The sequence below is a fragment of the Pseudomonas sp. NPDC088885 genome (assembly GCF_044750025.1).
Taxonomy (GTDB): Bacteria; Pseudomonadota; Gammaproteobacteria; order Pseudomonadales; family Pseudomonadaceae; genus Aquipseudomonas; species Aquipseudomonas rustica.
In genome coordinates, this window is sequence record NZ_JBIVJB010000004.1 from 76,515 (window position 1) to 102,828 (window position 26,314).

General features: G+C 59.1%; 23 protein-coding genes. 10 read left to right on the plus strand and 13 right to left on the minus strand.

Annotated features, from left to right (window positions below):
* Nucleotides 1-29 precede the first annotated feature (29 nt).
* A complete protein-coding gene (locus ACIP1X_RS04850; RefSeq protein ID WP_053120677.1) occupies nucleotides 30-701 on the plus strand; it encodes a Bax inhibitor-1/YccA family protein in 672 nt (223 codons plus the stop codon).
* Between the two features lie 69 nt (nucleotides 702-770).
* Here ACIP1X_RS04850 and ACIP1X_RS04855 read toward each other — a convergent pair whose 3' ends face one another.
* Both ACIP1X_RS04855 and ACIP1X_RS04860 read right to left on the minus strand, forming a co-directional pair.
* Complete coding sequence (locus ACIP1X_RS04855; RefSeq protein ID WP_282355024.1) at nucleotides 771-1,097, minus strand: YceK/YidQ family lipoprotein; 327 nt, start codon at nucleotides 1,095-1,097, stop codon at nucleotides 771-773.
* A gap of 58 nt (nucleotides 1,098-1,155) precedes the next feature.
* Nucleotides 1,156-1,593: an Lrp/AsnC family transcriptional regulator gene (locus ACIP1X_RS04860; protein ID WP_053120674.1), complete on the minus strand. Its 438-nt coding sequence runs from the start codon at nucleotides 1,591-1,593 to the stop codon at nucleotides 1,156-1,158.
* 138 nt (nucleotides 1,594-1,731) lie between these two features.
* Between ACIP1X_RS04860 and ACIP1X_RS04865 the strand changes: the two genes are divergently transcribed.
* A complete protein-coding gene (locus tag ACIP1X_RS04865; RefSeq protein WP_400749839.1) occupies nucleotides 1,732-2,631 on the plus strand; it encodes a DMT family transporter in 900 nt (299 codons plus the stop codon).
* On the opposite strand, the gene ACIP1X_RS04870 is transcribed toward ACIP1X_RS04865, so the two are convergent.
* The 5 genes from ACIP1X_RS04870 to ACIP1X_RS04890 all read right to left on the minus strand — a co-directional run bounded on the left by ACIP1X_RS04870 (nucleotide 2,628) and on the right by ACIP1X_RS04890 (nucleotide 8,747).
* Nucleotides 2,628-4,526: an acyltransferase family protein gene (locus ACIP1X_RS04870; protein WP_400749842.1), complete on the minus strand. Its 1,899-nt coding sequence runs from the start codon at nucleotides 4,524-4,526 to the stop codon at nucleotides 2,628-2,630. The two genes, ACIP1X_RS04865 and ACIP1X_RS04870, sit on opposite strands and share 4 nt — an antisense overlap.
* 81 nt (nucleotides 4,527-4,607) lie before the next feature.
* On the minus strand, nucleotides 4,608-5,657 hold the full coding sequence (locus ACIP1X_RS04875) for an FUSC family protein (protein ID WP_400749926.1): 1,050 nt from the start codon (nucleotides 5,655-5,657) through the stop codon (nucleotides 4,608-4,610).
* Between the two features lie 52 nt (nucleotides 5,658-5,709).
* Nucleotides 5,710-6,669 carry an HlyD family secretion protein gene (locus tag ACIP1X_RS04880; protein ID WP_400749844.1) on the minus strand — a complete coding sequence of 320 codons (960 nt, stop codon included), beginning with the start codon at nucleotides 6,667-6,669 and terminating at the stop codon, nucleotides 5,710-5,712.
* Nucleotides 6,670-6,671: 2 nt separating this feature from the next.
* Nucleotides 6,672-7,019: a DUF3302 domain-containing protein gene (locus ACIP1X_RS04885; protein ID WP_053120668.1), complete on the minus strand. Its 348-nt coding sequence runs from the start codon at nucleotides 7,017-7,019 to the stop codon at nucleotides 6,672-6,674.
* A 102-nt stretch (nucleotides 7,020-7,121) separates the two neighbouring features.
* Nucleotides 7,122-8,747 carry an NADP-dependent glyceraldehyde-3-phosphate dehydrogenase gene (locus tag ACIP1X_RS04890; protein ID WP_400749847.1) on the minus strand — a complete coding sequence of 542 codons (1,626 nt, stop codon included), beginning with the start codon at nucleotides 8,745-8,747 and terminating at the stop codon, nucleotides 7,122-7,124.
* A gap of 414 nt (nucleotides 8,748-9,161) precedes the next feature.
* Here ACIP1X_RS04890 and ACIP1X_RS04895 point away from each other — a divergent pair, with 414 nt between their 5' ends.
* The 5 genes from ACIP1X_RS04895 (at nucleotide 9,162) to ACIP1X_RS04915 (ending at nucleotide 13,595) form a co-directional block, all read left to right on the plus strand.
* Nucleotides 9,162-9,518 carry a c-type cytochrome gene (locus ACIP1X_RS04895; protein WP_400749850.1) on the plus strand — a complete coding sequence of 119 codons (357 nt, stop codon included), beginning with the start codon at nucleotides 9,162-9,164 and terminating at the stop codon, nucleotides 9,516-9,518.
* Between the two features lie 76 nt (nucleotides 9,519-9,594).
* Nucleotides 9,595-10,923 (plus strand): D-arabinono-1,4-lactone oxidase, encoded by a 1,329-nt coding sequence (locus ACIP1X_RS04900; protein ID WP_400749927.1) that lies wholly within the window; start codon nucleotides 9,595-9,597, stop codon nucleotides 10,921-10,923.
* Between the two features lie 74 nt (nucleotides 10,924-10,997).
* Nucleotides 10,998-12,206 carry a DSD1 family PLP-dependent enzyme gene (locus ACIP1X_RS04905; RefSeq protein WP_400749929.1) on the plus strand — a complete coding sequence of 403 codons (1,209 nt, stop codon included), beginning with the start codon at nucleotides 10,998-11,000 and terminating at the stop codon, nucleotides 12,204-12,206.
* A 228-nt stretch (nucleotides 12,207-12,434) separates the two neighbouring features.
* Entirely contained in the window at nucleotides 12,435-12,911 is a 477-nt protein-coding gene (locus tag ACIP1X_RS04910) for a YbjN domain-containing protein (protein WP_053120939.1), read from the plus strand.
* Between the two features lie 174 nt (nucleotides 12,912-13,085).
* Nucleotides 13,086-13,595 (plus strand): GNAT family N-acetyltransferase, encoded by a 510-nt coding sequence (locus tag ACIP1X_RS04915; RefSeq protein ID WP_400749852.1) that lies wholly within the window; start codon nucleotides 13,086-13,088, stop codon nucleotides 13,593-13,595.
* Between the two features lies 1 nt (nucleotide 13,596).
* Here ACIP1X_RS04915 and ACIP1X_RS04920 read toward each other — a convergent pair whose 3' ends face one another.
* Nucleotides 13,597-14,289 carry an aspartate/glutamate racemase family protein gene (locus ACIP1X_RS04920; RefSeq protein WP_400749855.1) on the minus strand — a complete coding sequence of 231 codons (693 nt, stop codon included), beginning with the start codon at nucleotides 14,287-14,289 and terminating at the stop codon, nucleotides 13,597-13,599.
* 199 nt (nucleotides 14,290-14,488) lie between these two features.
* On the opposite strand from ACIP1X_RS04920, the gene ACIP1X_RS04925 reads away from it, so the two are divergent.
* On the plus strand, nucleotides 14,489-14,980 hold the full coding sequence (locus ACIP1X_RS04925; RefSeq protein WP_053120651.1) for a hypothetical protein: 492 nt from the start codon (nucleotides 14,489-14,491) through the stop codon (nucleotides 14,978-14,980).
* A gap of 190 nt (nucleotides 14,981-15,170) precedes the next feature.
* Here ACIP1X_RS04925 and ACIP1X_RS04930 read toward each other — a convergent pair whose 3' ends face one another.
* A complete protein-coding gene (locus ACIP1X_RS04930) occupies nucleotides 15,171-15,392 on the minus strand; it encodes a cbb3-type cytochrome c oxidase subunit 3 (protein ID WP_400749858.1) in 222 nt (73 codons plus the stop codon).
* Between the two features lie 15 nt (nucleotides 15,393-15,407).
* Nucleotides 15,408-16,835: a cytochrome-c oxidase, cbb3-type subunit I gene (ccoN, locus tag ACIP1X_RS04935; RefSeq protein WP_400749860.1), complete on the minus strand. Its 1,428-nt coding sequence runs from the start codon at nucleotides 16,833-16,835 to the stop codon at nucleotides 15,408-15,410.
* Between the two features lie 521 nt (nucleotides 16,836-17,356).
* Here ccoN and ACIP1X_RS04940 point away from each other — a divergent pair.
* Complete coding sequence (locus ACIP1X_RS04940) at nucleotides 17,357-18,331, plus strand: hypothetical protein (protein ID WP_400749863.1); 975 nt, start codon at nucleotides 17,357-17,359, stop codon at nucleotides 18,329-18,331.
* Nucleotides 18,332-18,453: 122 nt separating this feature from the next.
* Here the strand turns inward: ACIP1X_RS04940 and ACIP1X_RS04945 are convergent, their stop codons facing one another.
* The gene (locus tag ACIP1X_RS04945) at nucleotides 18,454-20,823 is read right to left on the minus strand and encodes a tetratricopeptide repeat protein (protein ID WP_400749865.1); all 2,370 of its coding nucleotides are present in this window, start codon (nucleotides 20,821-20,823) and stop codon (nucleotides 18,454-18,456) included.
* A gap of 213 nt (nucleotides 20,824-21,036) precedes the next feature.
* Here ACIP1X_RS04945 and ACIP1X_RS04950 point away from each other — a divergent pair, with 213 nt between their 5' ends.
* The gene (locus tag ACIP1X_RS04950; protein ID WP_053120645.1) at nucleotides 21,037-21,714 is read left to right on the plus strand and encodes a DUF3313 domain-containing protein; all 678 of its coding nucleotides are present in this window, start codon (nucleotides 21,037-21,039) and stop codon (nucleotides 21,712-21,714) included.
* 134 nt (nucleotides 21,715-21,848) lie between these two features.
* Here the strand turns inward: ACIP1X_RS04950 and ACIP1X_RS04955 are convergent, their stop codons facing one another.
* A complete protein-coding gene (locus ACIP1X_RS04955) occupies nucleotides 21,849-24,353 on the minus strand; it encodes a fused MFS/spermidine synthase (RefSeq protein WP_400749867.1) in 2,505 nt (834 codons plus the stop codon).
* Between the two features lie 328 nt (nucleotides 24,354-24,681).
* Complete coding sequence (locus ACIP1X_RS04960; protein WP_400749869.1) at nucleotides 24,682-26,262, minus strand: arylsulfatase; 1,581 nt, start codon at nucleotides 26,260-26,262, stop codon at nucleotides 24,682-24,684.
* Nucleotides 26,263-26,314: the final 52 nt, after the last annotated feature.

The following is a 26,314-nucleotide window of genomic DNA, read 5'->3' on the forward strand; positions in this document are numbered from 1 at the left end:
GAACGTTTCAAACCAACAGGAGTGTCGCCATGCGCGAACAGGATTACGCAGTTAATAACGGCGTGCAGGCTGAGCAGCTAGAGGTTAGCCGCGTCCTGCGCAACACTTACGGCCTACTGGCTCTGACCCTCGCATTCAGCGGCGTGATGGCTTTCGTTGCGCAGCAGATGCGCGTTGGCTACCCGAACATTTTCGTGGTGCTGATCGGCTTCTACGGGCTGTTCTTCCTCACTAACAAACTCCGCGACTCCGCGTGGGGCCTGGTGTCGGCGTTTGCCTTGACCGGTTTCATGGGTTTCCTGCTCGGCCCGATCCTCAACCGTTACCTGGGCATGCAGGGCGGCGCTGAAGTGGTCAGCTCGGCATTCGCCATGACTGCACTGGTATTCGGTGGTCTGTCGGCTTACGTGTTGATCACTCGTAAGGACATGAGCTTCCTCGGTGGCTTCATCACCGCTGGTTTCTTTGTCCTGCTGGGCGCAACGCTGGCTAGCTTCTTCTTCCAGATCAGCGGCCTGCAACTGGCGATCAGCGCAGGTTTCGTGCTGTTCTCGTCGGTCTGCATTCTGTTCCAGACCAGCGCCATCATCCATGGCGGCGAGCGCAACTACATCATGGCGACCATCAGCCTGTATGTATCGATCTACAACCTGTTCATCAGCTTGTTGCAGATCTTCGGCATCATGAGCCGCGACGACTGATCGCTGTCGTTAGAAAACGAAAAACCCGCCTCGGCGGGTTTTTTGTTGTCTGCAGGAAAGCTTACGGTATCAATTGATAATGATGCTGCCGTCTGTGTGCTGTTTATAGATGGTGTAAGGCAGCAACAGCGTATCGAGGACGCCGGACGCCGCTGCATCGATCAGCACGCCGGGGTTGGCATTGTTGTAGTCGAAGGTGTCGACACCGTCCTTCACTTCCGCGTGCATCAGGCAGAAGTCGTAGGTCACGCCGCTGTAGATTCGGGGCACGGCGCCGCAGTAGGTTTTTTCGTCCTTGAGGCTCTTGGCCGCGGCTTGATCACTGCGCACGACCGTTTGCACCGTCCCGCAACCACTGAGCAGCACCGCTGCAATCAACATGACCTGAGTTTTCATGACCGCCAATCCTTCGCCGGAAAAAACTCAATCTACGCCGAACGTGCTGAAAAAGCACTCACGCCATCGGTGGCAGACGGCGCTTGACCGGGGTTTTCTTGACGATCGCGGTGTTGGTTTCTGCCAGCGTATTCAGCCGGTCGAGGAGGGTGTCCAGTTGTTCCATCGAGCGCACATGCAGGCGGGCGATAAAGCAGTCTTCGCCCGTCACCTTGTCGCATTCGGTGAATTCGGGGATCGACATGATCTGCCGCTCGACTTCCTGCAACTGCCCCGGCAAGGGGCGCACGCGGACGATGGCTTGCAGTTGATAGCCGAAACATTTCGGATCGATCTCGACGGTGTAACCCTTGAGTACGCCGCGTTCTTCCAGACGCTTCAAGCGCTCGGCCACGCTGGGTGACGACAATCCGCTGATCTGCGCCAATGCCTTGAGCGAGCGGCGCGAGTCTTCCATCAATGCGCTAATCAGAATCTGGTCGATATCGTCAGTCATGTAGCTCCTCCCGGATTAGGCGATTTCAGAAAATCACCCGCGATAAAAAAGGCAGATTCGCAGTTTAGCCTGTCTTTTGCTCTGGAGAGAGCCGCTGTCCGCTTGGCATACTTTTGTCACAAAGACAGGAGATAAACGATGGACACAACAACCCGCCGCGGCTCATTTGAAATGACCGCCGCCATGCTGATATCCGGAACCATCGGCTGGTTCGTGTTGGTCTCCGGGCAACCGGTGCTGGACGTGGTGTTCTGGCGCTGCGTGTTCGGCGCTGGCACCTTGTTGCTGATTTGCGCTGCGTTCGGCTTTCTGCGCCCGGGCATCCTCACCCGCACCACATTCTTGCTGGCGGTGCTCAGCGGTGTGGCGATTGTTGGCAACTGGCTGCTGTTGTTCGCCTCATATTCGCGAGCCTCGATTGCCATCGGCACGGCGGTGTACAACGTGCAGCCGTTCATGTTGGTGGGGTTGGCGGCGCTGTTTCTCGGCGAAAAAATCACCCTGCAGAAACTGTTCTGGCTGGCGATTTCATTTATGGGGATGCTGGCGATTGTCAGCGCCCACGGTACGCAGGGCGCGAGCGGAAACGATTATCTGATGGGCATTGCCCTGGCATTGGGCGCGGCGTTTCTCTATGCGATAGCCGCGCTGATCATCAAGCGTTTGACCGGCACACCGCCGCACTTGATCGCGCTGATCCAGGTCTGCACCGGCGTACTGTTGCTCGCACCATTCGCGCATTTCTCCGCGCTGCCGCAAGCGCCGAGTGCGTGGGCCAGTCTGATCACGCTGGGCATCGTCCACACCGGTCTGATGTACGTGCTGCTCTACGGCGCGATCCAGAAACTGCCGACCGCACTGACCGGTGCGCTGTCGTTCATCTATCCGATTGCGGCGATTTTCGTCGATTGGTTCGCCTTCGGTCATCGACTGCAACCGCTGCAATGGCTCGGCGTGGCGGCGATTCTGCTGGCGGCAGCGGGCATGCAACAGAGATGGGGCTTCAAGTCCAGAGCCGGTGTCGCTGCACGCCCTTAAATGGCTTTGATTAAATCTTTGAACGCGCCTTTCAACAGCTGATTGCCGGCATCGACCAGATGATTGTCATCAAAGTACAGCGGCTCGCCGTTTAGCGAACCCATGCAACTGCCATCGGGGCACAGCGATGGTGTTGGATCGATCACCGTCGCGTTGCACTGTTTGGCAGCGGCTTCGATGGTGAAATTGGCGATCCTGTTGCGTTTTTGATAGTCGACCAAAGGCACTGAGATATCGGCGGTCTGCTGGAAAATCCGCTGATTGAGGTTCAGGCCTTTATATACGCTGAAGGGCATTTCCGGGATCGGCCGGACGATATACACCGGATGGTTTTGCGCGATCTCACACACAGTTTTGCTGTACTCGGCCACGTATTCGTCGATGAAGGCCGATTCACCTTTGGGGCTGTCAGGGAAGTGAATGCGATAGCTGTTGCCCCGGCCGGGATCGGAGTACAGCGCGGCCCGACTGAACAGCACCACCGGAACGCCCTTGTATGAATCCTTCAAGATCTGCAGCTTTTCATGGTTGAAGGCTTGGCACTTGGCTTGAAGATCCTTGTCGTGCATTTCGAAGTTCTGCAATTGAGGACAGCCACCGCGTGACCACGATAGCGCGGCGTGCGGATTGTTCATCTGCACCGCAGCGGCGGTCGATTCGGCATGACTGTCGCCGAACAAAATCACTGAAACGTCCCCGGTGCCCAGCTTGCAGTCCGCCGCGTCGTAGGCGTTGGGATAGCACTCTTTTGGATAGAGTTTGCTGGTGTATTGCGGTTGTCCGAGGTCGACGAATGCAAACCGCGCAGCGGGATACTTCTTCACTAGCGACGAAGTCACCGACGCCACGGCAATGACCGCCACCGTCAGCGCGGCAAACTTGAACAGCGTGCGCGGCGCCGTGGTGATCTTGCGGGTTTTCGATTCCACGTATCGGAAGGACAGCGCACCGAGCACGAACGACAGAACAATGCCGCCCAGCACATGCGGCCAACTGCTGAGCAAACCGCACAGATACAGCAGCACCACCAGCGGCCAGTGCCAGAGGTAAACGGAGTAGGAAATGCTTCCGGTAAATTGCAGCGCCTTGTTGCGGCTGAACAGCGAATGCGTGTTGCCGTAAATCACCAGCATCGTCCCGAGCACCGGCAGCAGCGCCAGATAACCTGGCCATAGATCGTTTTCGGAAAAGCCCAGAACGCTGATCAAAATCGCGATCAAACCGAGGCCTTCGCTGAGCAGGCCGTTACGCTGGCTGAGCCGCAGCGGAAACAGAAAGACCAGTCCGCCGGCAATCATTTCCCACGCGCGGGTGGGCAGCATATAGAAGGCAAAGGTCGGATTTTTCTCGGTCACCACTACCGATGCGGCGAATGAAATCACCGCCAGTGCGAGCAGCGCATAGCGGGTCTTTTGCGAACCGAAGAATTTGTACAGCCCCATGACCAACACGGGGTAGAGCATGTAGAACTGCCATTCGACGGAGAGCGACCAGGTGTGCAGCAGCCAGTTCTCGTGCAGCGGTGCGTCGAAGTAATTGCCGTCTTTAGCGAACAAGAAGTTCGAGCTGAACAGCAGACTGCTTTTGATCGTGCGGATCGATTCGCGGAAATCATCCAGCGGCAGATACACGTAGCCGAAAATCAACAGCGCCACGCACAGCGTCGCCAGCGCCGGAATAATCCGCCGGGCTCTGGAGGCGTAGAAGCCGAGCAGGGAAAACTTTTGTTGTTGCAGACCGCTGAAGATGATCCCGGTCATGAGGAAACCGGAGATCACGAAAAACACGTCGACCCCGGCAAAGCCGCCATCGAAACCGAGGACGTTGAAGTGAAAGAGCACCACCGACAAAACGGCGAGTGCCCTCAAAGCATTGATGTTTTCCCTGAACTGCATGTGCGCATCCATTCACGTACTTTGCGATGGCGCATTGTAGTGATCATGTCTGCGTTGTTACATGGGAAAATTCGCCGCGCGTCAGATGTTCCAGCGCGGCGCGGTTTTCGCCAGCCGCTGACGCATGTCGCCGATGTTCGCGGCGAGCTGTCGGGTCAATAAGCGATAACCGTCCAGCGCGCTGTAAACCGGTTCGTCCAGGCCGGCGTCCGGCAACTCCACAGGTCGATCGAGACGTTGGCTTGCGCCGGTTTTCAACGCCCGCGCCATGCCGATCAATTGCACCCGAATCTGCCGGTGTTCAGCCTTCAGCGCTGATTGCAGATGCGCCATGGCCTCGGGGTCGTTAGCGTCCGGGCGGGTGTTGCCGAGGATTTCCAGGGTGCTGATGCACATGCGCAGGTTGCGCTGGATCGAATCCAGTTCGGTCATGGAAATCTTCACTTCTTTGGACACCGACGGCATCAGCGAGCGCAGTTGCACCATCACCGCGCCCAAACGGCCCATCAGTTTCAGATGTTCATCGGCGCTGACCGGTTGGCCGCTGATGATCCGTCCATACACCGTGGCGCAATCGCGCAGCGCATCGGCGAGGTTGTAGCGCCACGAGTACACGGCGTACAGCGGCAACGCGAAGGAAAAGGCCAGGGCGAGGGCAATGCCGATCAGAATATCGACGCCGCGCCACAAACCATCGGTGATCGGGTTGTCACCATGCCCGGCGACGATAAACACCGTGATCGCCGAGAGCAGGGCGGTGTAACCCCCCTTGCCGATGGCGTGATAGGAGAAGAATCCGCAGACCACCGCCATCGCAAAGTACGTCAGCCACGGCATGCCGAGCCACGCCTGTTGCGCCACGAGAACCAAGCCTACGGCGGCGCCGATCAACGTGCCGGTGGCGCGTTCGGCGGCTTTTTTGCCGATGTTGCCGTGGTGTTGCAAGCCGCCAATTACCACCAGCATGGTCACCGAAGCCCACTCGCCGTGGGGCAGATTGATGCCGGTGGTCAGCAGAATCGTCGCCAGCAACCCGAGGGCAACACGCACGGCGTGGATCAGTCGGGCGTGGCGGTAGCGCCGGTATGGATCGAGCAACGGTCGCAGGATTCGGCGCAATAGCGGTGGCAGTCGATGGGTGCTGTGAGTACTCAGTGCGAACCTCTCGTCAGTGTTTTTCAGATCAATGGAAAGGGAAAATGTAATTCATCCAGGCCGCCATGCGCAGGAGAATTTTGCGCATCGCGCCGATGTGATGAAAGTGCTGACTGTACAGCGCGGCCTGACCGTAAGCGCCGCCGGGCATCTGTTTGGCGTACTGGGCGTAGTCCGGATCGGTGATCTCAATGATCACCGGCACTCGCCCGGCCGGCGGTGAACCGGTGTAGCCGATCAACGTGCCGGACGGTTGAATCTGTCCTTCGGCAATCACGCCGATGACGCTTTTCACCCGACCTTCGAAGACCTTGCCGGGAATGCCGTCGAAGGCGACTTCTGCCTCGTCACCGACGGTCAGACGCAGCAGGCTGTTCTGACGCAACCACGCAGCAAAATACTGGCCTTCTTCGGGAATAAACACCATGGACGGGCGCAGCGGCAACTTGCTCGCCATCATCCCCGGACGCAACGAAACGTGGGTGACGAAACCTTTGCTCGGCGCGCGAACGGTGGTGTTGTCCAGCTCGAACTGGGCGTTGTCGAGTTGCGCCTGCAGGTCATCGGTGCGTGAGATGGCGGCATCCAGTTCGCGCTGAGTGCCGAAGTTACGGCGGATCAATTCGGTGATGCGATAACGATCGCCCTTGGCCGCGACCAGTTGCGCCTTCAGCGATTTCACTCGGTTTTCAAACGGCGTCGGATCAATGCGAAACAGCACATCGCCTTTTTCCAGCGGCTCGTTGCCGTGCACCGGTACTTCGATCACCTGGCCGCTGACGATGGGAATCACTGGCACAGAAACGAAGTAGGAACGCGCCACCTCGGAGTAGGGGTGGTTGTAGTTCATGGTGAAAATCAGCGCACCGATGATCAGGATTCCGCCCAGAACGGCGGTGGGCACCGTCCATTTATTCAGCGGGATGCGGAAGATCTTGAACAGCGCGACACAGAATGCGGCGTACGTGAGGATGAGCAGCAGATCCATGCTCAGTTCCCCTCTTTATCAGAGCGCGGTGACTGCGCCTCAAGTCGCTCAATGCGACCTTGCAGCTCTATGACTTGCTGTTCCAGCCGCAGCACATGGTTCTGCACCGGTTTGCCGTCGCCGAAACCCCAACCGCGATCCTCGCGATACGCCATCGCCCAGATCCACAGAAACGGCCACAACGCGTGCAGGGTGAACAGGCTGACCCAGCCGGTGGCATGGATCGCATCCTGATGCGGGTGGTTACGGTGAACGGCAATTTCGTACGGAATGTCATGCAGCACGATGATCCCGTAGAACAGCACGAGACCGACAAACACCAACAGACCCAACGCGACGTAATCAAGCATGTCCAGCTCCCGGCATCCAGTGCAGCGCTGGAATCAGTGTAGACACTGAAATGCCGGGGGCTTTGTGGATTTAGACGAGAAGCTGATGACTTCCCAATCCGCTTAGAAGATGTAGTCCGTGGTCAGGAAACTCGAATCGCGGCCACGAATGATTTCGCTGATCAGATCCTTGTTGCTGTCCTGGAACTTGGTCGCCACCAGCGTGCGGATCGAAAACACCCGCAAGGCGTCGTGCACCGACAACGTCCCTTCAGCGGAGTTTTTGCGCCCGTTGAACGGATAAGTGTCCGGGCCACGCTGACATTGCGCGTTGAGGTTGATCCGCCCGACCTGATTGGCAAAAGTGTCGACCAGTCGGCCGACCGCCACCGGGTTGGTGCCGAAGATGCTCAACTGCTGGCCGAAATCCGACTCCAGCACGTAATCGATCACCGTATCGAGGTGACGGTACGGCACGATCGGCACCACCGGGCCGAACTGCTCTTCCTGATAAACGCGCATCTGCGGGTTCACCGGGTACAGCACCGCCGGGTAGAAGAACGATTCACGGGATTCGCCGCCATTGGGGTTGACCACTTGCGCGCCTTTGCTCTGCGCGTCGGCCACCAGACCGTGCAGATAATCGACTTTGCCTGCCTCCGGCAACGGCGTCAGCGACACACCGCTGTCCCACGGCATACCCGGTTTTAGCGTGGCCAGTTTGGCGTTGAATTTTTCGATAAAGCTGTCGACCACGTCTTCATGGACGAAGAGGATTTTCAGTGCGGTGCAGCGTTGGCCGTTGAACGACAGGGAGCCGGTGACGGCTTCGCTGACGGCATTGTCCAGATCGACCTCCGGCAAGACGATGCCCGGGTTCTTCGCGTCCAGACCCAGAGCGGCGCGCAAGCGGTGTGGTTTTGGGTGCAGTTTTTTCAGGTCGCTGGCGGCTTTGTTGGTGCCGATGAAGGCGAAAATATCGATCTTGCCGCTGGCCATCAGCGCGCTGACCGTTTCGCGGCCACTGCCGTAGATCACGTTGATCACGCCGGTCGGGAAGCTGTCGCGGAAGGCTTCAAGCAGAGGGCGGATCAGCAGGACGCCGAGCTTGGCCGGTTTGAACACCACGGTGTTGCCCATGATCAGCGCCGGGATCAGTGTGGTGAAGGTCTCGTTCAGCGGATAGTTGTAAGGGCCCATGCACAGCGCGACGCCGAGTGGTACGCGGCGGATCTGGCCGAGGGTGTCCTGTTCCAGCTCGAAACGGCTGGAGCGGCGGTCGAGTTCCTTGAGCGCGTTGATGGTGTCGACGATGTAATCGCAGGTGCGGTCGAACTCTTTTTCCGAGTCCTTGAGGTTCTTGCCGATCTCCCACATCAGCAATTTCACCACGGCATCGCGCTGTTGGCGCATGCGGCCGAGGAAGGCTTCGACGTGCTGAATGCGTTCGGCCACGCGCATGGTCGGCCACAGGCCCTGGCCGCGGTCGTAGGCACGCACGGCGGCGTCGAGGGCGGTGAGGGCGGTGTCGGCATCAAGCAACGGCGTGCTGCCGAGGATGACTTGCTCGTCGCCATTGTCACCGTGCAGATACACCGGGCTGCGCACCGTGGCGAGCGGGCCGTCCCAGCGGCGCAACTGGCCGTCGACCAGATATTCACGTTGCTCGACCTGACCGTCGAGGCGATATTTTTCCGGGATGTCGCTGACAGAAGGGAACAGATTGCCAACGATGTTTGCTGTGCTCATGTCGCTACCCCGCGTGCCATTTGAAAGTCTGTAACGGTTATACGCCTGAATGCCGCGAAATTTAAACCCGCAAATGTCACCCGAATGTCACCCAAACCCCCAGAACAGAAGGGGTGACCACACAGCCCCCCCTGTAGGAGCTGCCGAAGGCTGCGATCTTTTGATCTTTCAGGCCTATGCGATCCAGTGTGGGAGCGGGCTTGCTCGCGAAGGCGTGGTGTCAGGCGACATCATTGTTGAATGATCGGCCGACTTCGGGAGCAAGCCCCCTCCCACAATGGATTTGTGGTGTTTTGAGAATTTTCTACTGGCCCCTGAAGTCCCCCTCGTTGTCCGGCAATGCCCTCAACCCGCTGGCGCGCCTGCCTTAAGGTGTGATCACAACAATAAGCGATGCCACCCTTGAGGATCGTCATGCGGGCAATTCCCATCACATTACTGCTGACTCTATCCGTGGCGCTGTTTGGCTGCGGCGAAGACCCCAAACCTCCGGCCACCACCGCCAGCAACGCCATGCCCAAAGACCCGGCACTGGCGCAGATCTACGCCAACAGTTGCCAGCTCTGCCACGCCAATCCCGCCGCCAACGCGCCACTCACCGGCGACCGCAAAGCCTGGGAGCCGCGCATCCAGCAAGGCGCCGACACGCTGCTCGACCACGCCATCAACGGCTACAACGGCATGCCGCCGATGGGGCAGTGCGTCGAGTGCAGCGAAGAACAATTTCTGCAATTGATCGGCTTCATGGCCGATCAGCCACTCCCACAATAAGGTGCCCGGCATGACGATGGATCTGACACGGCGCCAGTTATTGCAACGGGCTAGCATCATCGGCGCGTTCAGCGCGTTGGCGAGCAATCCGGCTCTGGGCCAATTGATGCGCGCGCCACGGCTGATTCCGTGGCGCAACTGGTCGGGCGGGCAGAGTTGCCTGCCGGCGGCGCGCCTTGCGCCGAAGAATCTCGACGAACTGACAAGTGTGATCAAACAGGCCCAAGGCAAGATCCGCCCGGTCGGTTCGGCACATTCCTTCAGCGCTCTGGTGCCCACCGACGGTACGCTGCTGTCGCTGAGCTACTTCAACGGCCTGCTCGATCACGATGCAAAAACCTTGCAGGCGGAATTCGCCGCCGGCACACCAATGTCGCGCATGGGCGTACCGTTGAAAGACATCGGCCAGGCCCTGCAAAACATGGCCGACATCGACTACCAGACCCTCGCCGGCGCGATCTCCACCTCGACCCACGGCACCGGCAAAAACTTCCAGTCCTACTCAGCCCACGTTTGCGGCATGCAACTGGTGACCGCCAATGGCGAGGTGCTCGACTGCGACAGTCAGCACGATTCTGAGGTATTCAATGCTGCGCGGGTCTCCCTCGGCGCCCTCGGCGTGGCGACCAAAATTCGTCTGCAAAACCGCCCGGCTTATCGCCTGCGCGAGCGTCAATGGATCGCTAAAACCGAAGAGCTGCTGGAGGACATCGACAAGAACACCAGCGAAAACCAGCACTGGGAAATGCTCGTCGTCACCCACTCCGACTACGCCTTGTCCATCGCCCTCAACGAAACCGATGAGCCGGCCACGCCGCCCATCCCGCCGGAAGAAGAGGGCGGCAACGAGTTCGTCACCCTGATCGAGAAGATCGACAAATATGGCAGCGACTTCCCCGACCTGCGCCGCACCATGCTCAACAGCCTGCGCCATTTGGCGAGTTTCGATGATCGCATCGGCGACTCGTTTGACATCTACGCCAACGTGCGCACCGTGCGCTTCAACGAGATGGAATACTCGGTGCCCGCCGAACACGGCCCGGCCTGTCTACGCGAGATTCTCAAGCTGATTCAGGACAAGGATCTGCGCACCTGGTTTCCCATCGAGTACCGTTACGTCAAAGCCGACGACATTCCGCTGAGCATGTTCGAGGGCCGCGACAGCTGTTCGATCTCGGTGCACCAGCATTACCAGATGGATCATCACAACTTTTTTGCGGCGGTCGAGCCGATTTTCTGGAAGTACAACGGCCGCCCGCACTGGGGCAAATTGCACACGCTCAACGCGAAGAACCTGCAACCGCTGTACCCGCGCTGGCGCGAATTTGTCGACGTGCGCCAGGCGCTGGATCCGAGTGGACGATTCTTGAACGCGCATTTGTCATCGATTCTGGGGGTGAGCTGATGGCGGTTAATCGACGTAACTTCCTGCTCGGTACATTGGGCGTCGGCGCCTTGTTGGTCGGGGTTGGCGCGTGGTTGCGGCCGGGCGATCGCGGCGGGCCGTACAGCGATTATTTTCGTGCGCTCAATCGCGAGTTGAAAGATAAAGGCCCGATGCGGCCGGTGCTGCTGATCGATCTGGATCGACTCGATCACAACATCGACGTGGTCATGCAGTCGGTGAAGCGCGGCGGCAAACATTTGCGGCTGGTCGAGAAATCACTGCCGTCGCCGGGGTTGCTGAGCTACATCGCGCAACGCGCAGGGACACAGCGTTTGATGTCGTTTCATCAGCCGTTTTTAAATCACGATGCGGTGACGTTTCCGCAGTCGGATATTTTGCTCGGCAAGCCGTTGCCGGTACGTTCAGCCGAGTTGTTTTACCAAACCCACAAAGGCCCATTTGATCCGTCGAAACAGTTGCAATGGTTGCTCGACGGCCCCGAACGATTGCAGCAATACCTGCAACTCGCGCAGGGCTTGGGCACGCGGATGCGCATCAACATCGAGCTGGATGTCGGCCTGCATCGTGGCGGGGTCAGTGATGTGAATGTGCTGGGGCAAATGCTCACCCTGATCAGGGCCAACCCGCAGCATCTGCAGTTTGCCGGGTTTATGGGCTACGACCCGTTCGTGGGCATGGGCGTGCCGGGGATACTCGGTTCGCCCGAGGAATTGTTCGCCAAGGTCATGGTGATTTATCAGCGCTGCGTTGATTTCACTCGACAGCAGTTTCCCGGTTTGTGGCACGACGGACTGTGCCTGAACACCGCCGGCAGCCCGAGCTATCGCATGCATGAAAACGAGAAGCTGAGCACGGAAGTGTCGGTGGGCACGGCGATGCTCAAGCCGACGCATTACGATTTGCCGTCGCTGACCGAGCATGTACCTGCGACCTATATCGCCACGCCGGTGTTGAAAAGCACCGGCGCGGTGAACATCCCGGCGCTGGACGACAAGTCGCGGCTGTTTTCTTGGTGGGATGCCAACCAGCGCGAGACCTTTTTCATCTACGGCGGCAACTGGATGGCCGAATTCGAATCGCCGCAGGGTTTGCAGAGCAACACGGTATACGGGCGCAGCTCGAATCAGGAAATGGTCAACGGCTCCATCGCTGTCGGCCTGAATATCGAAGATCAAGTCTTCCTGCGCCCGACCCAGACTGAAGCCGTGCTGCTGCAATTTGGCGACCTGCTGGCGGTGCGCGGCGGCAAAATCGTCGACACCTGGCCGGTCTACATCTGATCCAAAATCACCCAAACCCCTTGTAGGAGCAGAGCTTGCTCGCGAAGGCGTCCTTTCAGCCAAGTAAATCCACGCTCATGTACCGCTTTCGCGAGCAAGCTCTGCTCCTACAGTTTTTGTGTTTGTTTGACATTGCGTGCCGAAACCGCAGAACGGTCTACGCTTGAAAACGCCATGACCGAATCAGCACAAGCATGGCGTCTCAATCTGAAGAACAAGGAAGATCCAATGACTCAATTGATCACCCAGGTGTCCCCGCAATCCTTGACCGACGTGCTGCAAGCCGCCGGTTATCGCGTCAACCAGACCGAACAGAACGGCATCGTCCAGCTACTCAGCGCCAGCCAAGGCATCGGCTACGCTGTGCGTTTCGGCAATCCGGCGGCGGAGCAGGGCAGTTACGTTGACTTCACGTTCAGTTGCGCATTGCGCGTGCAAGGTGAGCTGCCGGCCGGCGTCGCGGAACGCTGGAACGCGACTCGGCGTTTTGCGCGGTTGTCGTTGCAGGGCGAATTTCTGGTGATGGAAATGGACGTGGTGGTCGGCGCCGGGGTCAGCAACGATCACCTGCGCGGCAACCTCGAATTGTGGGATCGCCTGTTGCAGGAATTCATCGTCTATCTGCGCGATTTCAGCCAGACCGCGCAAGCCTCGACCACAACCGCAACAGCGGCCGTCGCCGAAGAAGAAGTCGCCCTGACCTGACACACATCCCCTGTGGGAGCGGGCTTGCTCGCGAAAGCGGTGGATCAGGCGCTACAGGTTTTGAATGTGCCGACGCCTTCGCGAGCAAGCCCGCTCCCACATTTTGAATCTCGCTAAACAGACAGATGCTGGTTTAGAGTGGACGGCCACATAGAGATCACGGACGGATCTGCCATGCCCGACGACATCCATATCGTACGCTCCAGCGAAGCCCACATCGAGGGCGTCACTGCGCTCTACAACGACCCGGCCGTGGCGCGGCAGGTGTTGCAGATGCCGTTTCAATCCACCGAAGTCTGGCGGCAGCGGTTGCAGGCGGAAAACGATCGGGCGGTGAAGCTGGTGGCGCTGCATGAAGGTGTGGTGATCGGCAATCTCGGGCTGGAAGCGTTTTCACGGATTCGCCGGGCGCATGCCGGCAGTTTCGGCATGGCCGTTGCGGTGGCGTGGCAGGGCAAGGGTGTCGGGTCGAAATTGTTGACGGCGGCATTGGACGTCGCCGACAACTGGATGAACCTGCACCGCGTCGAGCTTTCGGTATATGCCGACAACGAAGCGGCGATCAGCCTCTACCGCAAGTTCGGGTTCGAGGATGAAGGGCTGTTCCGCGATTACGCGGTGCGTGACGGGCAATGGGTCGACACCCTGAGCATGGCCCGTCTGCGACGCAGCACTAAAACCTGACTCAATCGCCCAACGCGAACGCCACCGCCGACTGTGCATGCAGTTCGGTGGTGTCGAGCAGGGGCAGGGCGCTGTGTTCGGGTTTGATCAACATGCCGATTTCGGTGCAGCCGAGGATGATTGCCTGAGCGCCGCGTGCGGTCAGGGATTCAATGACTTTTTGGTAGGTCTGCCGCGAGGCTTCGCTGATCACGCCGACACACAGTTCGTCGTAGATGATCCGGTGCACGTCCTTGCGTTCGGCTTCGTCCGGCACCAGAACCTTCAAGCCCTGAGCGATCAGGCGCTGCTTGAGGAAATCCTGTTCCATGGTGAACGCCGTGCCGAGCAGGCCCACGGTGCGTGCGTCGATTGCGATCGCAGCCTGCGCGGCGGGCTCGGCAATGTGCAGAAATGGAATGCTGATCGCTGCCTGAATCTGCTCGGCGACCTTGTGCATGGTGTTGGTACACAGCACCACGCAATCAGCGCCGCCGGCTTCGAGCCTGCGCGCTGCGTCCACCAGAATCGCCGCCGCATCGTCCCAGCGCCCGGCGTGCTGGGCTTGTTCGACCGGGCCAAAGTCGACGCTGTACATCAATATTTGCGCCGAACGCAGTGGCCCGAGCCGGTCGCGAACCTGTTGGTTGATGAGTCGATAATATTCGGCGCTGGACTCCCAGCTCATACCGCCGATCAGGCCGATGGTGCGCATTGAAATTCCTCGATCAATGATTTGTGTTTTCCCCGAGTGTCCTTTTCTTCAAGGCCTGATGCCAGCAGCAATTGACTGTACCGCTGATCTTTCACGCAAGTGTCACGGTGTGTTGCAAAACCGCAGGCGATTTACCGTACACCGGGGCTTCGATCTGCCACTATCGAACATCGCAGGATCCTTTCCGAGGCACACAGCAATGAGCGACGTACAGCAACTGGGCGAGATGCTTCGTCATTACGCCGAAAGCGAAGCGCACAAAAAGCAACTGTTCGAAACGCAGTCGCAGGTCTGGGCGAGCCGCATCGAAGGGCTGTTCGGCGATATTCAGCGATGGCTGGAGCCGGTGCAGGCGCCGAATCTGCTGGAAGTGAGCCGTGAGGCGTACGTTGCGTTCGGCCCGAGTACGCCGGTCGAGACCTCGACGTTCAAGACCGAGAAGCTGAGCATCGTGATTGCCGGCAAACCGGTGGAGTTTGTGCCCGATGTGATGGGCAGCGCCGGGCAGATTTCGCTGGCGGTGATGGGGCTGACGGCGGCGCGTTACGGCAGTATTTCGTTGGTGGGGCTGCCGGGCGGCGAGTGGCAGTGGCGCAAGACCAATGGTTTGAAAGATCCGGACACGTTTGTGTTCGATGCGAATTTTTTGGCGTTGCAATTGCAGAGCCTTATCCCCCGCGAACGCGGCTAAGATCAAGGGCATACCCCCTCACCCCAGCCCTCTCCCCCAAGGGGGCGAGGGGGAAAGGGAGCCGATCTTTGTTGTGTTCAATTGCAAGTTCGACTCAGGACTTTCAGGTCGATGTATCTCGAATATCCAACCCGGTCAGTTCCCTCTCCCTCCGGGAGAGGGCTAGGGTGAGGGCAACCCCAGACCCACCTCAAATCTCCAGATTACCCCAGCCCGATTTCACCACCTCCGGCGCCACCGCTTTCACGCTTTTCCCGGTAGCCAGCTCAACCCGCCGCGCCACCTCGGGATCATCAGCAAACGGCACCATACTCGCCTCATCCAGACTCTCCGCCGTCTCCCGTCGCAAGCAGTACTCCACCGCCAGCCACAAAAACACCACGGCCAGCCCATCAAAAAACACCTCGATCATGACGGCCTCCCAGGCTCAGGCAATCTGCGCTTCACGCTGAGCCAATGCCACATCAGCCACGCGCACCGTGCGCCAGACGTTGTAAGCCATCAGCAACATCCCGCTAAGAAAGAACACCCCGCCGGCAAAACGCACGATGAACCCCGGGTGACTGGCCTGCAGTGCTTCGACAAACGAGTACGTCAGCGTGCCGTCCTCGTTGATCGCCCGCCACATCAAACCCTGAGTGATGCCGTTGACCCACATCGAGGCGATGTACAACACCGTGCCAATCGTCGCCAGCCAGAAGTGCAGGTTGATCAGCGGCGTGCTGTACATCTGCTCGCGGCCGAAGACTTTCGGCACCATGTGGTAGGTCGCGCCGAAAGTGATCATCGCCACCCAACCCAAAGCCCCGGCGTGAACGTGGCCGATGGTCCAGTCGGTGTAGTGGGAGAGGGCGTTGACGGTTTTGATCGCCATCATCGGCCCTTCGAACGTCGACATGCCGTAGAACGCTAGCGACAGCACGAGAAAGCGCAGAATCGGGTCGGTGCGCAATTTATGCCAGGCGCCGGAGAGCGTCATCATGCCGTTGATCATCCCGCCCCAGCTCGGCGCGAGCAGGATCAGCGACATGGCCATGCCCAATGACTGCGCCCAGTCCGGCAGCGCGGTGTAGTGCAAGTGGTGCGGGCCGGCCCAGATGTACAAGGTGATCAACGCCCAGAAGTGCACGATCGACAACCGATACGAATACACCGGCCGATTGACCTGTTTCGGCACGAAGTAATACATCATCCCGAGGAAACCGGTGGTGAGGAAAAAACCCACCGCGTTGTGCCCGTACCACCACTGCACCATCGCGTCGGTGGCCCCGGAATACACCGGATACGACTTGAACCAGTCGACCGGAATCGACAGGTGATTGACAACGTGCAGCATCGCAATCACCAGAATGAACGCGCCGAAGAACCAGTTGCCGACGTAGATGTGCTTGGTTTTGCGCTGCACCACGGTGGTGAAGAACACCACGGCGTAGGCAATCCAGACCACGGCCATCCACACCGCGCCGGAAAATTCTATTTCGGCGTATTCCTTGGTGGTGGTGTAGCCCAGCGGCAGGGTGATCAGCATGATCACGATCACCGATTGCCAGCCCCAGAAAGTGAAGGCGGCGAGGGTGTCCGAGTACAGCCGCACCTGACAGGTGCGCTGTACTGCGTAGTAACTGGCGGCGAATTGCGCGCTGCCGGCGAAGCCGAAAATCACCAGGCTGGTGTGCAACGGTCGCAAGCGGCCGAAGGTGGTCCACGGCAAGTCCAGATTCATGTCCGGCCATACCAATTGAGAGGCGATCCATACCCCCATCGCCATCCCCACGACACCCCAGAAAATGGTCGCAATGACGAATTGGCGGACGACCTTGTAGTTATAAGCCTGTCCGATTGTTGCTGTGCTCATGGTCAGTTCATCCACGGTTGCAAAGTCTTGCCAGGCCAACCGGTCTGGCATGGGCTGCACTGTAGGAACACCGTGGAAAACAAAACAGGCTCAGGAATTGTTGATTTGTGCGGATCAGATTTTGGCTTTGCCTGCGGCTATCTGACGCGGTCTGATATGGTTTTTCGTACCTTCGACGGGTCTGTTTCCCGCTGCACCGACACTGTCAGGAGAACTCCGTTGTGGCGAGGGGATTTATCCCCGCTCGGCTGCGCAGCAGTCGCAAGCCCGTTGCATGCGGTGTGTCTGATGTACCGGGTCGGCAGGTTTTGGGGCTGCTTCGCAACCCATCGGGGATAAATCCCCTCGCCACAATGGGCCAGTGTGGCAGCAGAAGTATTGCGGCCATTGGATGTGGGGGAAACCCTTACGGGCCTCTGCCATCGGGGATATTTCCTTGGGTCGATGATGGCATTTTGTTAAAGTCCCGCCCGCCAGCGGGATTCGGCTGGGCGATGGAATCGATGAAGGGAGTCGGGTTTGTGAGTGTGGGCAAAAATATTTTGGGTCTCACAGCGGTGCTGTTGATGCTGACGCTGTGGGCCAGTTACTTCTATGTGTTCAAGGAAAACCGCAACGGCCAGCTCGGCGGTGTTGGCGAAAGTACCGCGTGGTGCGGCACGCCACCGTCTACGCAAGCAGCGTTGCTGGGCAAGGATCAACTGACCTTGCGCGTCACCAATAACCTGCGCGGCGAGTTCATGGTCGGCGGCTCATTGGTGGTGTCCGAGCGCACGTTCAATCGCTACGATCTCGGTCGCAATGAACTGCGCCTGCGCCTGGAACCGCTGCAGTGGACCTTCGGCGCGACGCCGATCTTCCTTGAACAAGTCAAGGTTCAGCCGCTCAGTCGCAACCTGGCATCCTCCAACAAAAGCGCTTACGCCGAACTGGAACCACGGCCGATCGGCGTTCAGGGCCAGGTCGCCGCGTTCCCGTTCGACACCTATCGCTACGGCTACAAACCGGTGCTCTATTACCTCAAGGGCAGCGAGCGCATCGACCTGCGTTTCAGGAACGTCACCACGCTGATGGAAATGTCCAACACCTTCACGCCAATCCAGAAGTACAACCGCGTCGACTACATCAACGAGAAAAACTCGCTGATCCGCGACGAGGATTACAAAGCTTACGGGGCGCACGAATGTGCCTTTAGCGTTGAGCGTAAAGACTCGTTCAAAGTCGTGGGGTTGTTGATGTTGCTGGTGCTGTGCCTGCCGCTGATGCTGGTGTTCTATCGCGACGAACCGGGGATCGATTTTCTGGCCACGCTGGTGGGGATTGCTGTGGTGCGGGTGATGCTGCTCGGACCGGTGCAGGACTTTCAGTTGTACAACATCGACTTTGTGTTTGGCGCGGCGATTTTGTTAGTGGGCACGGTATCGCTGATCAAGGCGATGCGGGCGAATAGTCGGCGGGAGATGGCGTTGAGGAGCGGGGAGACGTCTTCCTGGTGAATTGTTCCTGACTTTTGTTGGCTGTGATGCCGTCTTCGCGAGCAAGCCCGCTCCCACAGTTTGAATGCATTTCAAGTGTGGGAGCGGGCTTGCTCGCGAAGGGTCTCAGGGTCAGTCCCGGATTATTTCAACGCCGGATCCCCCATATTCATCTTCTTCCACCCCTGCAACAACACCTGCGCCTTGGGCTCCTGGCCACTGTCGAGGTAGTACTGGATCAGCGACAGCCGCGCATTACGATTCGCCGGTTGTACCTTCAGCAAGCCTTCAAGAATCGCGCAAGCCTCATCAACCTTGCCGCCCTCGTGCAACGCCACCGCCAGTACATAACCGTACTGGGCGTTCTGCGGTTCCAGTTGCGCAGCTTTGTGCAGCGCAACCATCGCTTCAGTCGTCTTGCCGGCGCGGATCAATGACAAGCCCCGAGTGTGCTGTAACAGCGCCGCGTCCGGGTGTTCCTTGATGCTGTCGTCGAGCAGCGTCTGCGCTTCCTGACTGCGGCCGCTGGCCTCCAGCCATTGCACCAGTGTCACGAGCGCCGGGTAGAAGTCCGGATCACGTTTGAGCGCATCTCGCAGCAACGCTTCAACTTCCGAACTGCGCCCACTGGCCTGATAGAGCATGGCCAGATTGAGGTTCGCTTCGGCGCGTTCCAGCAGACTCTTCTGCACCGCCTCGTACTCGCCAATCGCGGCTTCCCAGTTGGCTTGCGCCGAACCGAGACCGCTGCTGCGAGCGACGCTGAGCAAATCGCGCGCGACCACAATGCGTACCGCTTTCACCGGATCGCCCAACAGTGGCGACAACAATGGCGCACGTTCAGGCGGAGGCAGAAACGCACTGATTGCCCGCGCTGCGCTTTCACGCACTTGCGACTCAGGATTTTTCAGATCCTGCGTGGCCAGTTTCAAAGCCTGTTCGCTTGGATACAGCGGCAATTCCGCCAGCAGGGTGGCGCGCTGGATTGCCGGCAGGTTGCTGCGTTGCAGTTGCGTAAACAGCGCGTCGGCGGCGCCGGGCTGGCCATTGCGGATCAGCCACAGGCTTTCGTCATAACGCGGTGCTTGCGGCGCGGTGGAAGCGCTCCACAGCTTGAACTGCGCGGTGACTTTGTCGCCAGCCTTACCTTGATGGCAGGTCAGACACGCGTCCGGCGTGCCGAGCTTCTGCGCGCGTTCCGGGTTGGGAATGCTGAAGCTGTGGTCATGACGGAAGTCGTTGCCCATGTAGAACTTGCCGGGCATGTGGCAATCCACGCACTGCGAACCCGGCTGGCCCATGGTGTGGCGCGTGTGTTCGATGGAGTCGTAATTCTTCGCTTGCAGGCCTTTGCCGTCGACCCCTTCAACCGAGGTTTTGCCGGCAGTGTTGTGGCATTGCAGGCACACCGCGTTGCCCGGCGCTTTCAGTTCGTTGCTGTGCGGGTTGTGGCAATTGCTGCAACGCACACCTTTGTCGAACATTTTGCTTTGCAGGAATGAGCCGTGTTCGAACACCTCGTCCTTGATCTTGCCGTCCAGCGCATACAGCTCGCGGGTGAGGGTGCTCGGCAGGTAATCGTCCATCAGGCGTTTGCCGACGGTGTAGCCATCGCCCAGCGGCGCACGACGCGCATGGCAACGGGCGCAGGTTTCGATCTCGACCGTGGCGTTCTTGTCCTTGAGGTCGACGTCGAAACCTTGATGGATCAGGTCGCCCTTTTTCTGCGTCCATTCCAGGTGATTGGAGGCCGGGCCATGGCAGGCCTGACAACCGACGCCAAGGCTGTTCCACTGACTGTCAAAGGTATTGCTGGCCGCATCGAAGTTGCGCTTAAAACCGGTGGTGTGGCACTCGACGCACATGAAGTTGGCGTTCTGGCTCGGCTTGCTCCAATGCAGCGGATTCTTGAAGTTCACGCCTTGGCCGGGATAGAGATGAAACCAGCGGTTTTTCTGGGTATCCCAGGCCACGCCAAGCGCCTGCAAACGGCCTTCGCCAACCTCGATCAGGTACTGCTGCAGCGGCGCGATGCCGAAGGTGTAGGCCACTTTGAAATCGGCGTTCTTGCCGTCGATGCCCGGCGTATTGACCCAGAACTCGTCGCCCTTGCGTGTGAACTTCGTGGTCTCTTTTTCAGCCTTGACGGTGACGTTATTGAAGTCACCGAGCATGGTCTCGGCGTTCGCCGGTTGCATCGCCAACTGGTGGTGCGAGCCTTGCCAGTCTTTGACTTGCTCGGTGTGGCAGCCTTGGCATTGTTGCTCGTCGACCATGCTCGCCGGTTTCAGTGCGACCGCTTGCGGCTTGGGCGCGGCAGGCGCGGGCGCCGGCGCACTGATCGGGGGCACCGTGAGCGGCGCGGTAACGGGCGCAGGGCTGAACAGAAACCAGCCGATCCCCGCCACGGCAGCCAGCAGCACGCCAATGGAAATCGGAAACAGGTAACGAGAAAGTGAAGATTGAGACGAATCAGGGTCAGGTTGTAGCGCTTTATTTTTATGCTTGGGCATTACGACTTCCGTGGTCCAGGTGCATTTACCGTCAGGTCTACGTTCAAGCTCGGTGCAGCTTTGCCGGATGGCCGGCGTCTGTCAAATGACCGTTGTGATCGGGCGCGCAGCCTCGTGTGAATTTTGTAATTTTGCATCGCAAAAGCTGAGGTTTTAGCTATACCTGTAACTCCCCTTATGCAAATCTTTCGGCTTTCTGACAGGAGTTACAGCATGAAGCTAGCAGTAATGATGGGCACGCTGTGCATCGCCACCCTTGGCGTGGTGGGTTGCTCGAGCAAAACCGTCGCTCCAGATGAGTATTCCGGGTTTCTCAAGGATTACAGTCAGCTCAAGGAAGCCAAGTCACCGTCGGGTGCCGAGGTGATGCGCTGGATGGATCCGAAACTCGACATCAATAAATTCACCAGCGTTTACGTCGAACCAAGCCAGCTCTATCCGAAGCCGCAACCGACCGCAAAAATCTCTCAGCAAACCCTCAATGGCATCACCAGCTATTACGATCAGGCGCTCAAGCGTGAGCTGGGCAAATCGCTGCCACTGGCCACCGGGCCTGGGCCGGGTGTGATCGTACTGCGTCCGGCGATCACCGCCGTCAGCAGCAAAACCGAAGGGCTGCACGCGTATGAAGTGATCCCGATTGCTTTGGTAGCCGCGGCGGTCAGCACGGCCACCGGCATCCGTGATCAGGAAACCACCCTGGCCACTGAAGCGGTGTTCATGGACGGCGCCAGCAATAAGGTCGTGGCGCAAGTTGTGCGCAAAGGCACCGGCAAACCGCTGGAAAATGATTCCCAGGCGCTGAAGGCCGAAGACGTTAAAGCCGTGATCGATGGCTGGGCGTCTGATATGCACCAGACCTATCTGAAACTGAAATCCGAATCCAAGTAATGCATCGGGGCTGATGGCCCCTTCGCGAGCAAGCCCGCTCCCACACTGGATCTGTTTCGATCACACATTTGTGATCACCACAGACCCCTTGTGGGAGCGGGCTTGCTCGCGAAAGCGGTGTCACAAACGCTGAATTATTGCCCGGTAAACCAGCGGAAATACGGATTCGCGCCATCCCACTGCATCACCTCGCGCATGTCCCGCCCCCACGCATCCCGATCGCCGTCATACGCATGCAGGCTGGCACGATAGAACTGCATCAGCCGTTGACGATGGGTTTCCATGCGCTCAGTGAAAGCGGCATCGGCATTCACCAGCGTCGGCGCCTGATACAGATCCAGCAGCGCCGGCAACACGCGAGTGATTTCCTTGCTGCGCACCCATGGCGCGTATTCAATGCGCGGCTGATCATCGGTCACCGCCGGTGCATCGGCGGCAAAGCGCTCAAGGCCGGCGCGATCGGTCACCCACGTCGCAAGCAACGCCGCCGCTGAACCAATGCCGACATCCTGCAAGGTGCTGCGCACATTGTCCTGCTGGAAACGTTCGGTGATTTTCGCGGCGTCCAGTTCCATCGGCTCCATCGAGCCCACTAGCAACATCTCGTGGAATTCGCTGGTCCATAGCGAGGCATACGGAAATACATCAAGGAAGCTGCGCACCAGCGAGCGCGAGTCGTCGATGTTTTGCGTCGGCAGCGGCAGCCATTGCGCGACGATGCCGTTTTTCTGCAGACGACTCGCGGCCAATTGGTAGAAGTCGCGCGAGTACAGATTGACCACGCCGGCCGCGGAGGGCGGTGGCGGCTCCAGTGTGACCAGGTCGTAAGTCTGCGCACTGCGCAGCAATTCCTGACGACCATCACGCAGACGCACTTCCACACCCGGATCACTGGCAGCATTGAAGTTGCCCTTGAACAACGGCGCCGCTTTCACCACCGACGGCAGCAACTCGGCGACCACGCGGTGCTCCAGCCCCGGATAGCGCAGCATGGCGCCCGCAGTAATGCCGGTGCCGAAACCGATCACCAGGGTCGAGCGCGGTTCGCCGTTGTGGATCAACAGCGGTAGCAGCGCCTGAATGCGCATGTAGCGCAGCGACGGCATGGCATCGCCGGTGTTCGAGACGCCCTGAATGTACAGACGATGGAAATTGTTCTCGCCGCGACCTTGGGCGACCACCGCGACCGTGCCGCCACGACCTTCTTCGTAAAACGCCAACGTACCGTTGCGTGCGCCGGGCAGCAGGCCGGCGATTTTGTCGACCGGCGTCAGCACCGCCAATGCGACCGAGACCAGGCTCAGTGCGACCACTGCCTGACGCCGGCCTTTCTTCACACCATGGCCCTTGCGCACGGCGAAGTAGCCGATGCCCGCCGCGATGATCGCCAGCAGACCCAGCGTGCGCACCAGACCCAGCAGCGGGATCAGCAGGAAGCCGCAGAGCATCACCCCGACAATCCCGCCCAAGGTATTGAACGCCACCACCGCGCCGACATCGCGACCCACGCGCTCATGGCCGACACTCAAACGCAGCGCCAAGGGAAACGCCGCCCCCAGCAGCAATGTCGGCACAAACACAATGCTCAGCGCCGCGACGGCAAAGCGAGCACTCATGCCGACCAGCTCACTGGCGCCCAGGCTCAGCAACCACATCTCGGTCTGGGTCTGGGCGTAAATCAGCCAACGACCGAGCACGGCGATTTCCAGCAGCGCGATCAGGCCGGCGCCGGCAATCAACAAACCGAACACGCCCCACGGATCACGAATGCGATCAACGCGACGCGCGAGCAGGGCACTGCCGATAAACAGGCCGGTCAGGTACGTCGCCAATACCACGGCAAACGCGTAAGTGCGGGTGCTCATGAACTGCACGATCGATTGCGACCAGACCACTTCATAACCCAGCGCCACACCGCCGGCGATGGAATACAGCCACAGCGCCGTGCGATCCGCAGCTTTTTCCGGGTGGTGATGGATCGGGGTAACAACAGGGGCCGGATGCTGACGGGCGAACCACAAGGCGCCAGCCGCCGCCAACAGATTGAGCATCGCTGCGGCCAGCGAGCTGCCTCGCACACCGAGGGTGGCGATCAAAAAGAATGCGGCGAGCAGGGTGCCGACAATCGCGCCCAAGGTGTTCGCGGCGTACAACTGGCCGCCAGCCTTGCCCGGATCAGCCGCGAGCGAACGCACCAGCACCGGCAGCGTGCCGCCCATCAACACCGCCGGAATGCCCACGAGGGCGAACGGCAGCAACCATGCGAACACACCGACGTGATCCTGCAGCCAGGCGAACGGACTGGCCGCCATGCTCATGGCCACGGTCGCGCCAACGCCCAATATCGCCACCAATACTTCCAGCCCGGCATACAGCAGCACCGGTTGCTGCAAGCGATCCGCCCAGCGCCCGAACAGCCAGCCACCGATGGCCAGACCGGCGAAGAATGCGCTGATGCCCGTGGTGATCGCGTACACCTCAACGCCGACCACCAGCGACAGTTGCTTGATCCACAGCACCTGATAGACCAGTGCTGCGGCACCGGAGATGCACAGCAGCAGGGCGGGGATCAGCAGTGAAGGGGAGGCGGTGTGCGAGGCGGGTATGGCCGACGGCTTGCTGGCGATACGTGAGGACATGCGGATTGCCTTTTTTCAATTCGATAAAAACGGCGACTGTGCTGATCGTTCCGACGCTCTGCGTGGGAATGCCTCACTGGACGCTCCGCGTCCGCTTTGGCATGGGACGCAGAGCATCGCGGGATGCGTTACCACGCAGAGCGTGGGAACGATCAATACAAATGATCGGGCCTGCTCCCTGTTGGAGCTGCCGAAGGCTGCGATCTTTTGATCTTTATATTTATCAACGGAGATCAAAAGATCGCAGCCTTCGGCAGCTCCTACAAGGGGGATATCCGACTAAAAATAAGTCCGCCCGCCGGTAAGGGCGGGCGGCAGTCTTGCGGTCTTACTGTGCAGCTTTCATTTTTTCAGCGATTTTCGCATCTACCGCTGCGCGGATCTGGTCAATACTGAAGCTGGCCGGTTTCTGGCTTGGCGGATAATCGACGAAGGTCTGCAGGAACGCTGCGGACTTCATCACGGCCATTTCGGTCAGATAAACGTTCTTGCTCGTCCAGTCGTAGTACTGATCGGAAACAATGTCGGCACGTTCATACGGGTCCATGCGCAGGTTGAAGATTTTCGGTACGCGCAGGCACACGAAAGGCTCGCTCCAGACCTTGAAACCACCCGGCTCACGTTGTTCGCAGAACACCGCTTTCCAGTTGCCGAAACGCATCGAAACCAGTACGCCATCGTCGTTGAAGTAGTAGAACTCCTTACGCTCACTCTTCGGGCTTTGGCCGGTCAGGTAAGGCAGTTGGTTGTAACCGTCCAGGTGCACCTTGAAGTTGGTGCCACCGGAAGTCGGCGCCCAGCCTTTCAGTAGCTTGTTGGTCACATCGGTATCACCGGCAGCGGCGAGCAAGGTCGGGAACCAATCCAGACCCGAGAACAGCTCGTTGGACACTTCACCCGGTTTGATCTTGCCCGGCCAGCGAACCATTGCCGGCACCCGGTATGCGCCCTCCCAGTTGGAGTTCTTCTCGTTGCGGAACGGCGTGGTTGCCGCGTCCGGCCACGACCATTGGTTCGGGCCATTGTCGGTGGTGTAAACCACGATGGTGTTGTCGGTGATTTTCAGGTCATCGAGGGTTTTCAGCAGTTTACCGACGTCACCGTCGTGCTCGATCATGCCGTCCGCGTAATCGTTGCCGGGCATGCCGCTTTGACCCTGCATGGATTCACGAATGTGTGTAAAGGCGTGCATGCGGGTGGTGTTCATCCAGACAAAGAACGGTTTGTCCGCCTTGGCCTGTTTCTCGATGAACGCTTGCGCCGCCGCCGTGGTTTCGTCGTCGATGGTTTCCATGCGCTTGGTGGTGAGCGCGCCAGTGTCTTCGATCTTGCCGTCGGCGAAGCTGTGGATCACACCACGAGGGGAAACAGCTTTGACGAATTCGGCATCATCTTTTGGCCAATACGGACGCTCAGGTTCTTCCTCGGCATTCAGGTGGTACAGGTTGCCAAAGAACTCGTCGAAACCGTGGTTGGTCGGCAGGTATTCATCCTTGTCGCCCAAGTGGTTCTTGCCGAATTGACCGGTCGCATAACCCTGAGACTTGAGTGCCTGAGCAATGGTGATATCACGCTTTTGCAGGCCTACCGGAGCGCCGGGGATGCCGACTTTCGACAGACCGGTACGCAGTGGCGTCTGACCGGTGATGAACGAGGATCGACCCGCGGTGCAGCTGTTCTCCGCGTAGTAATCGGTGAACATCATGCCTTCTTTGGCAATCCGGTCGATGTTCGGCGTTTTGTAACCGACAACACCCATCGAGTAGGCACTGATGTTGGTCTGGCCGATGTCGTCGCCGAAGATCACCAGGATGTTGGGTTTTTCAGCCGCTGTGGCGGTTGCCGACAGCGCCATCACCGAGGTCGCAACCAAGGCGAATTTCGGTAGCCACTTGCGTATGCGAGTCATCTGACTTGCTCCTTTTCGCGGGGGGTCATTTATTGCTGATAACGTTTATTGC

Coding starts and splice junctions, on each gene's coding strand:
- ACIP1X_RS04850 (WP_053120677.1), top strand. CDS start 30: ATGCGCGAACAGGATTACGCAGTTAATAACGGCGTGCAGGCTGAGCAG.
- ACIP1X_RS04855 (WP_282355024.1), bottom strand. CDS start 1,097: ATGAAAACTCAGGTCATGTTGATTGCAGCGGTGCTGCTCAGTGGTTGC.
- ACIP1X_RS04860 (WP_053120674.1), bottom strand. CDS start 1,593: ATGACTGACGATATCGACCAGATTCTGATTAGCGCATTGATGGAAGAC.
- ACIP1X_RS04865 (WP_400749839.1), top strand. CDS start 1,732: ATGGACACAACAACCCGCCGCGGCTCATTTGAAATGACCGCCGCCATG.
- ACIP1X_RS04870 (WP_400749842.1), bottom strand. CDS start 4,526: ATGCAGTTCAGGGAAAACATCAATGCTTTGAGGGCACTCGCCGTTTTG.
- ACIP1X_RS04880 (WP_400749844.1), bottom strand. CDS start 6,669: ATGGATCTGCTGCTCATCCTCACGTACGCCGCATTCTGTGTCGCGCTG.
- ACIP1X_RS04885 (WP_053120668.1), bottom strand. CDS start 7,019: ATGCTTGATTACGTCGCGTTGGGTCTGTTGGTGTTTGTCGGTCTCGTG.
- ACIP1X_RS04890 (WP_400749847.1), bottom strand. CDS start 8,747: ATGAGCACAGCAAACATCGTTGGCAATCTGTTCCCTTCTGTCAGCGAC.
- ACIP1X_RS04895 (WP_400749850.1), top strand. CDS start 9,162: ATGCGGGCAATTCCCATCACATTACTGCTGACTCTATCCGTGGCGCTG.
- ACIP1X_RS04910 (WP_053120939.1), top strand. CDS start 12,435: ATGACTCAATTGATCACCCAGGTGTCCCCGCAATCCTTGACCGACGTG.
- ACIP1X_RS04915 (WP_400749852.1), top strand. CDS start 13,086: ATGCCCGACGACATCCATATCGTACGCTCCAGCGAAGCCCACATCGAG.
- ACIP1X_RS04920 (WP_400749855.1), bottom strand. CDS start 14,289: ATGCGCACCATCGGCCTGATCGGCGGTATGAGCTGGGAGTCCAGCGCC.
- ACIP1X_RS04925 (WP_053120651.1), top strand. CDS start 14,489: ATGAGCGACGTACAGCAACTGGGCGAGATGCTTCGTCATTACGCCGAA.
- ACIP1X_RS04930 (WP_400749858.1), bottom strand. CDS start 15,392: ATGATCGAGGTGTTTTTTGATGGGCTGGCCGTGGTGTTTTTGTGGCTG.
- ccoN (WP_400749860.1), bottom strand. CDS start 16,835: ATGAGCACAGCAACAATCGGACAGGCTTATAACTACAAGGTCGTCCGC.
- ACIP1X_RS04945 (WP_400749865.1), bottom strand. CDS start 20,823: ATGCCCAAGCATAAAAATAAAGCGCTACAACCTGACCCTGATTCGTCT.
- ACIP1X_RS04950 (WP_053120645.1), top strand. CDS start 21,037: ATGAAGCTAGCAGTAATGATGGGCACGCTGTGCATCGCCACCCTTGGC.
- ACIP1X_RS04955 (WP_400749867.1), bottom strand. CDS start 24,353: ATGTCCTCACGTATCGCCAGCAAGCCGTCGGCCATACCCGCCTCGCAC.
- ACIP1X_RS04960 (WP_400749869.1), bottom strand. CDS start 26,262: ATGACTCGCATACGCAAGTGGCTACCGAAATTCGCCTTGGTTGCGACC.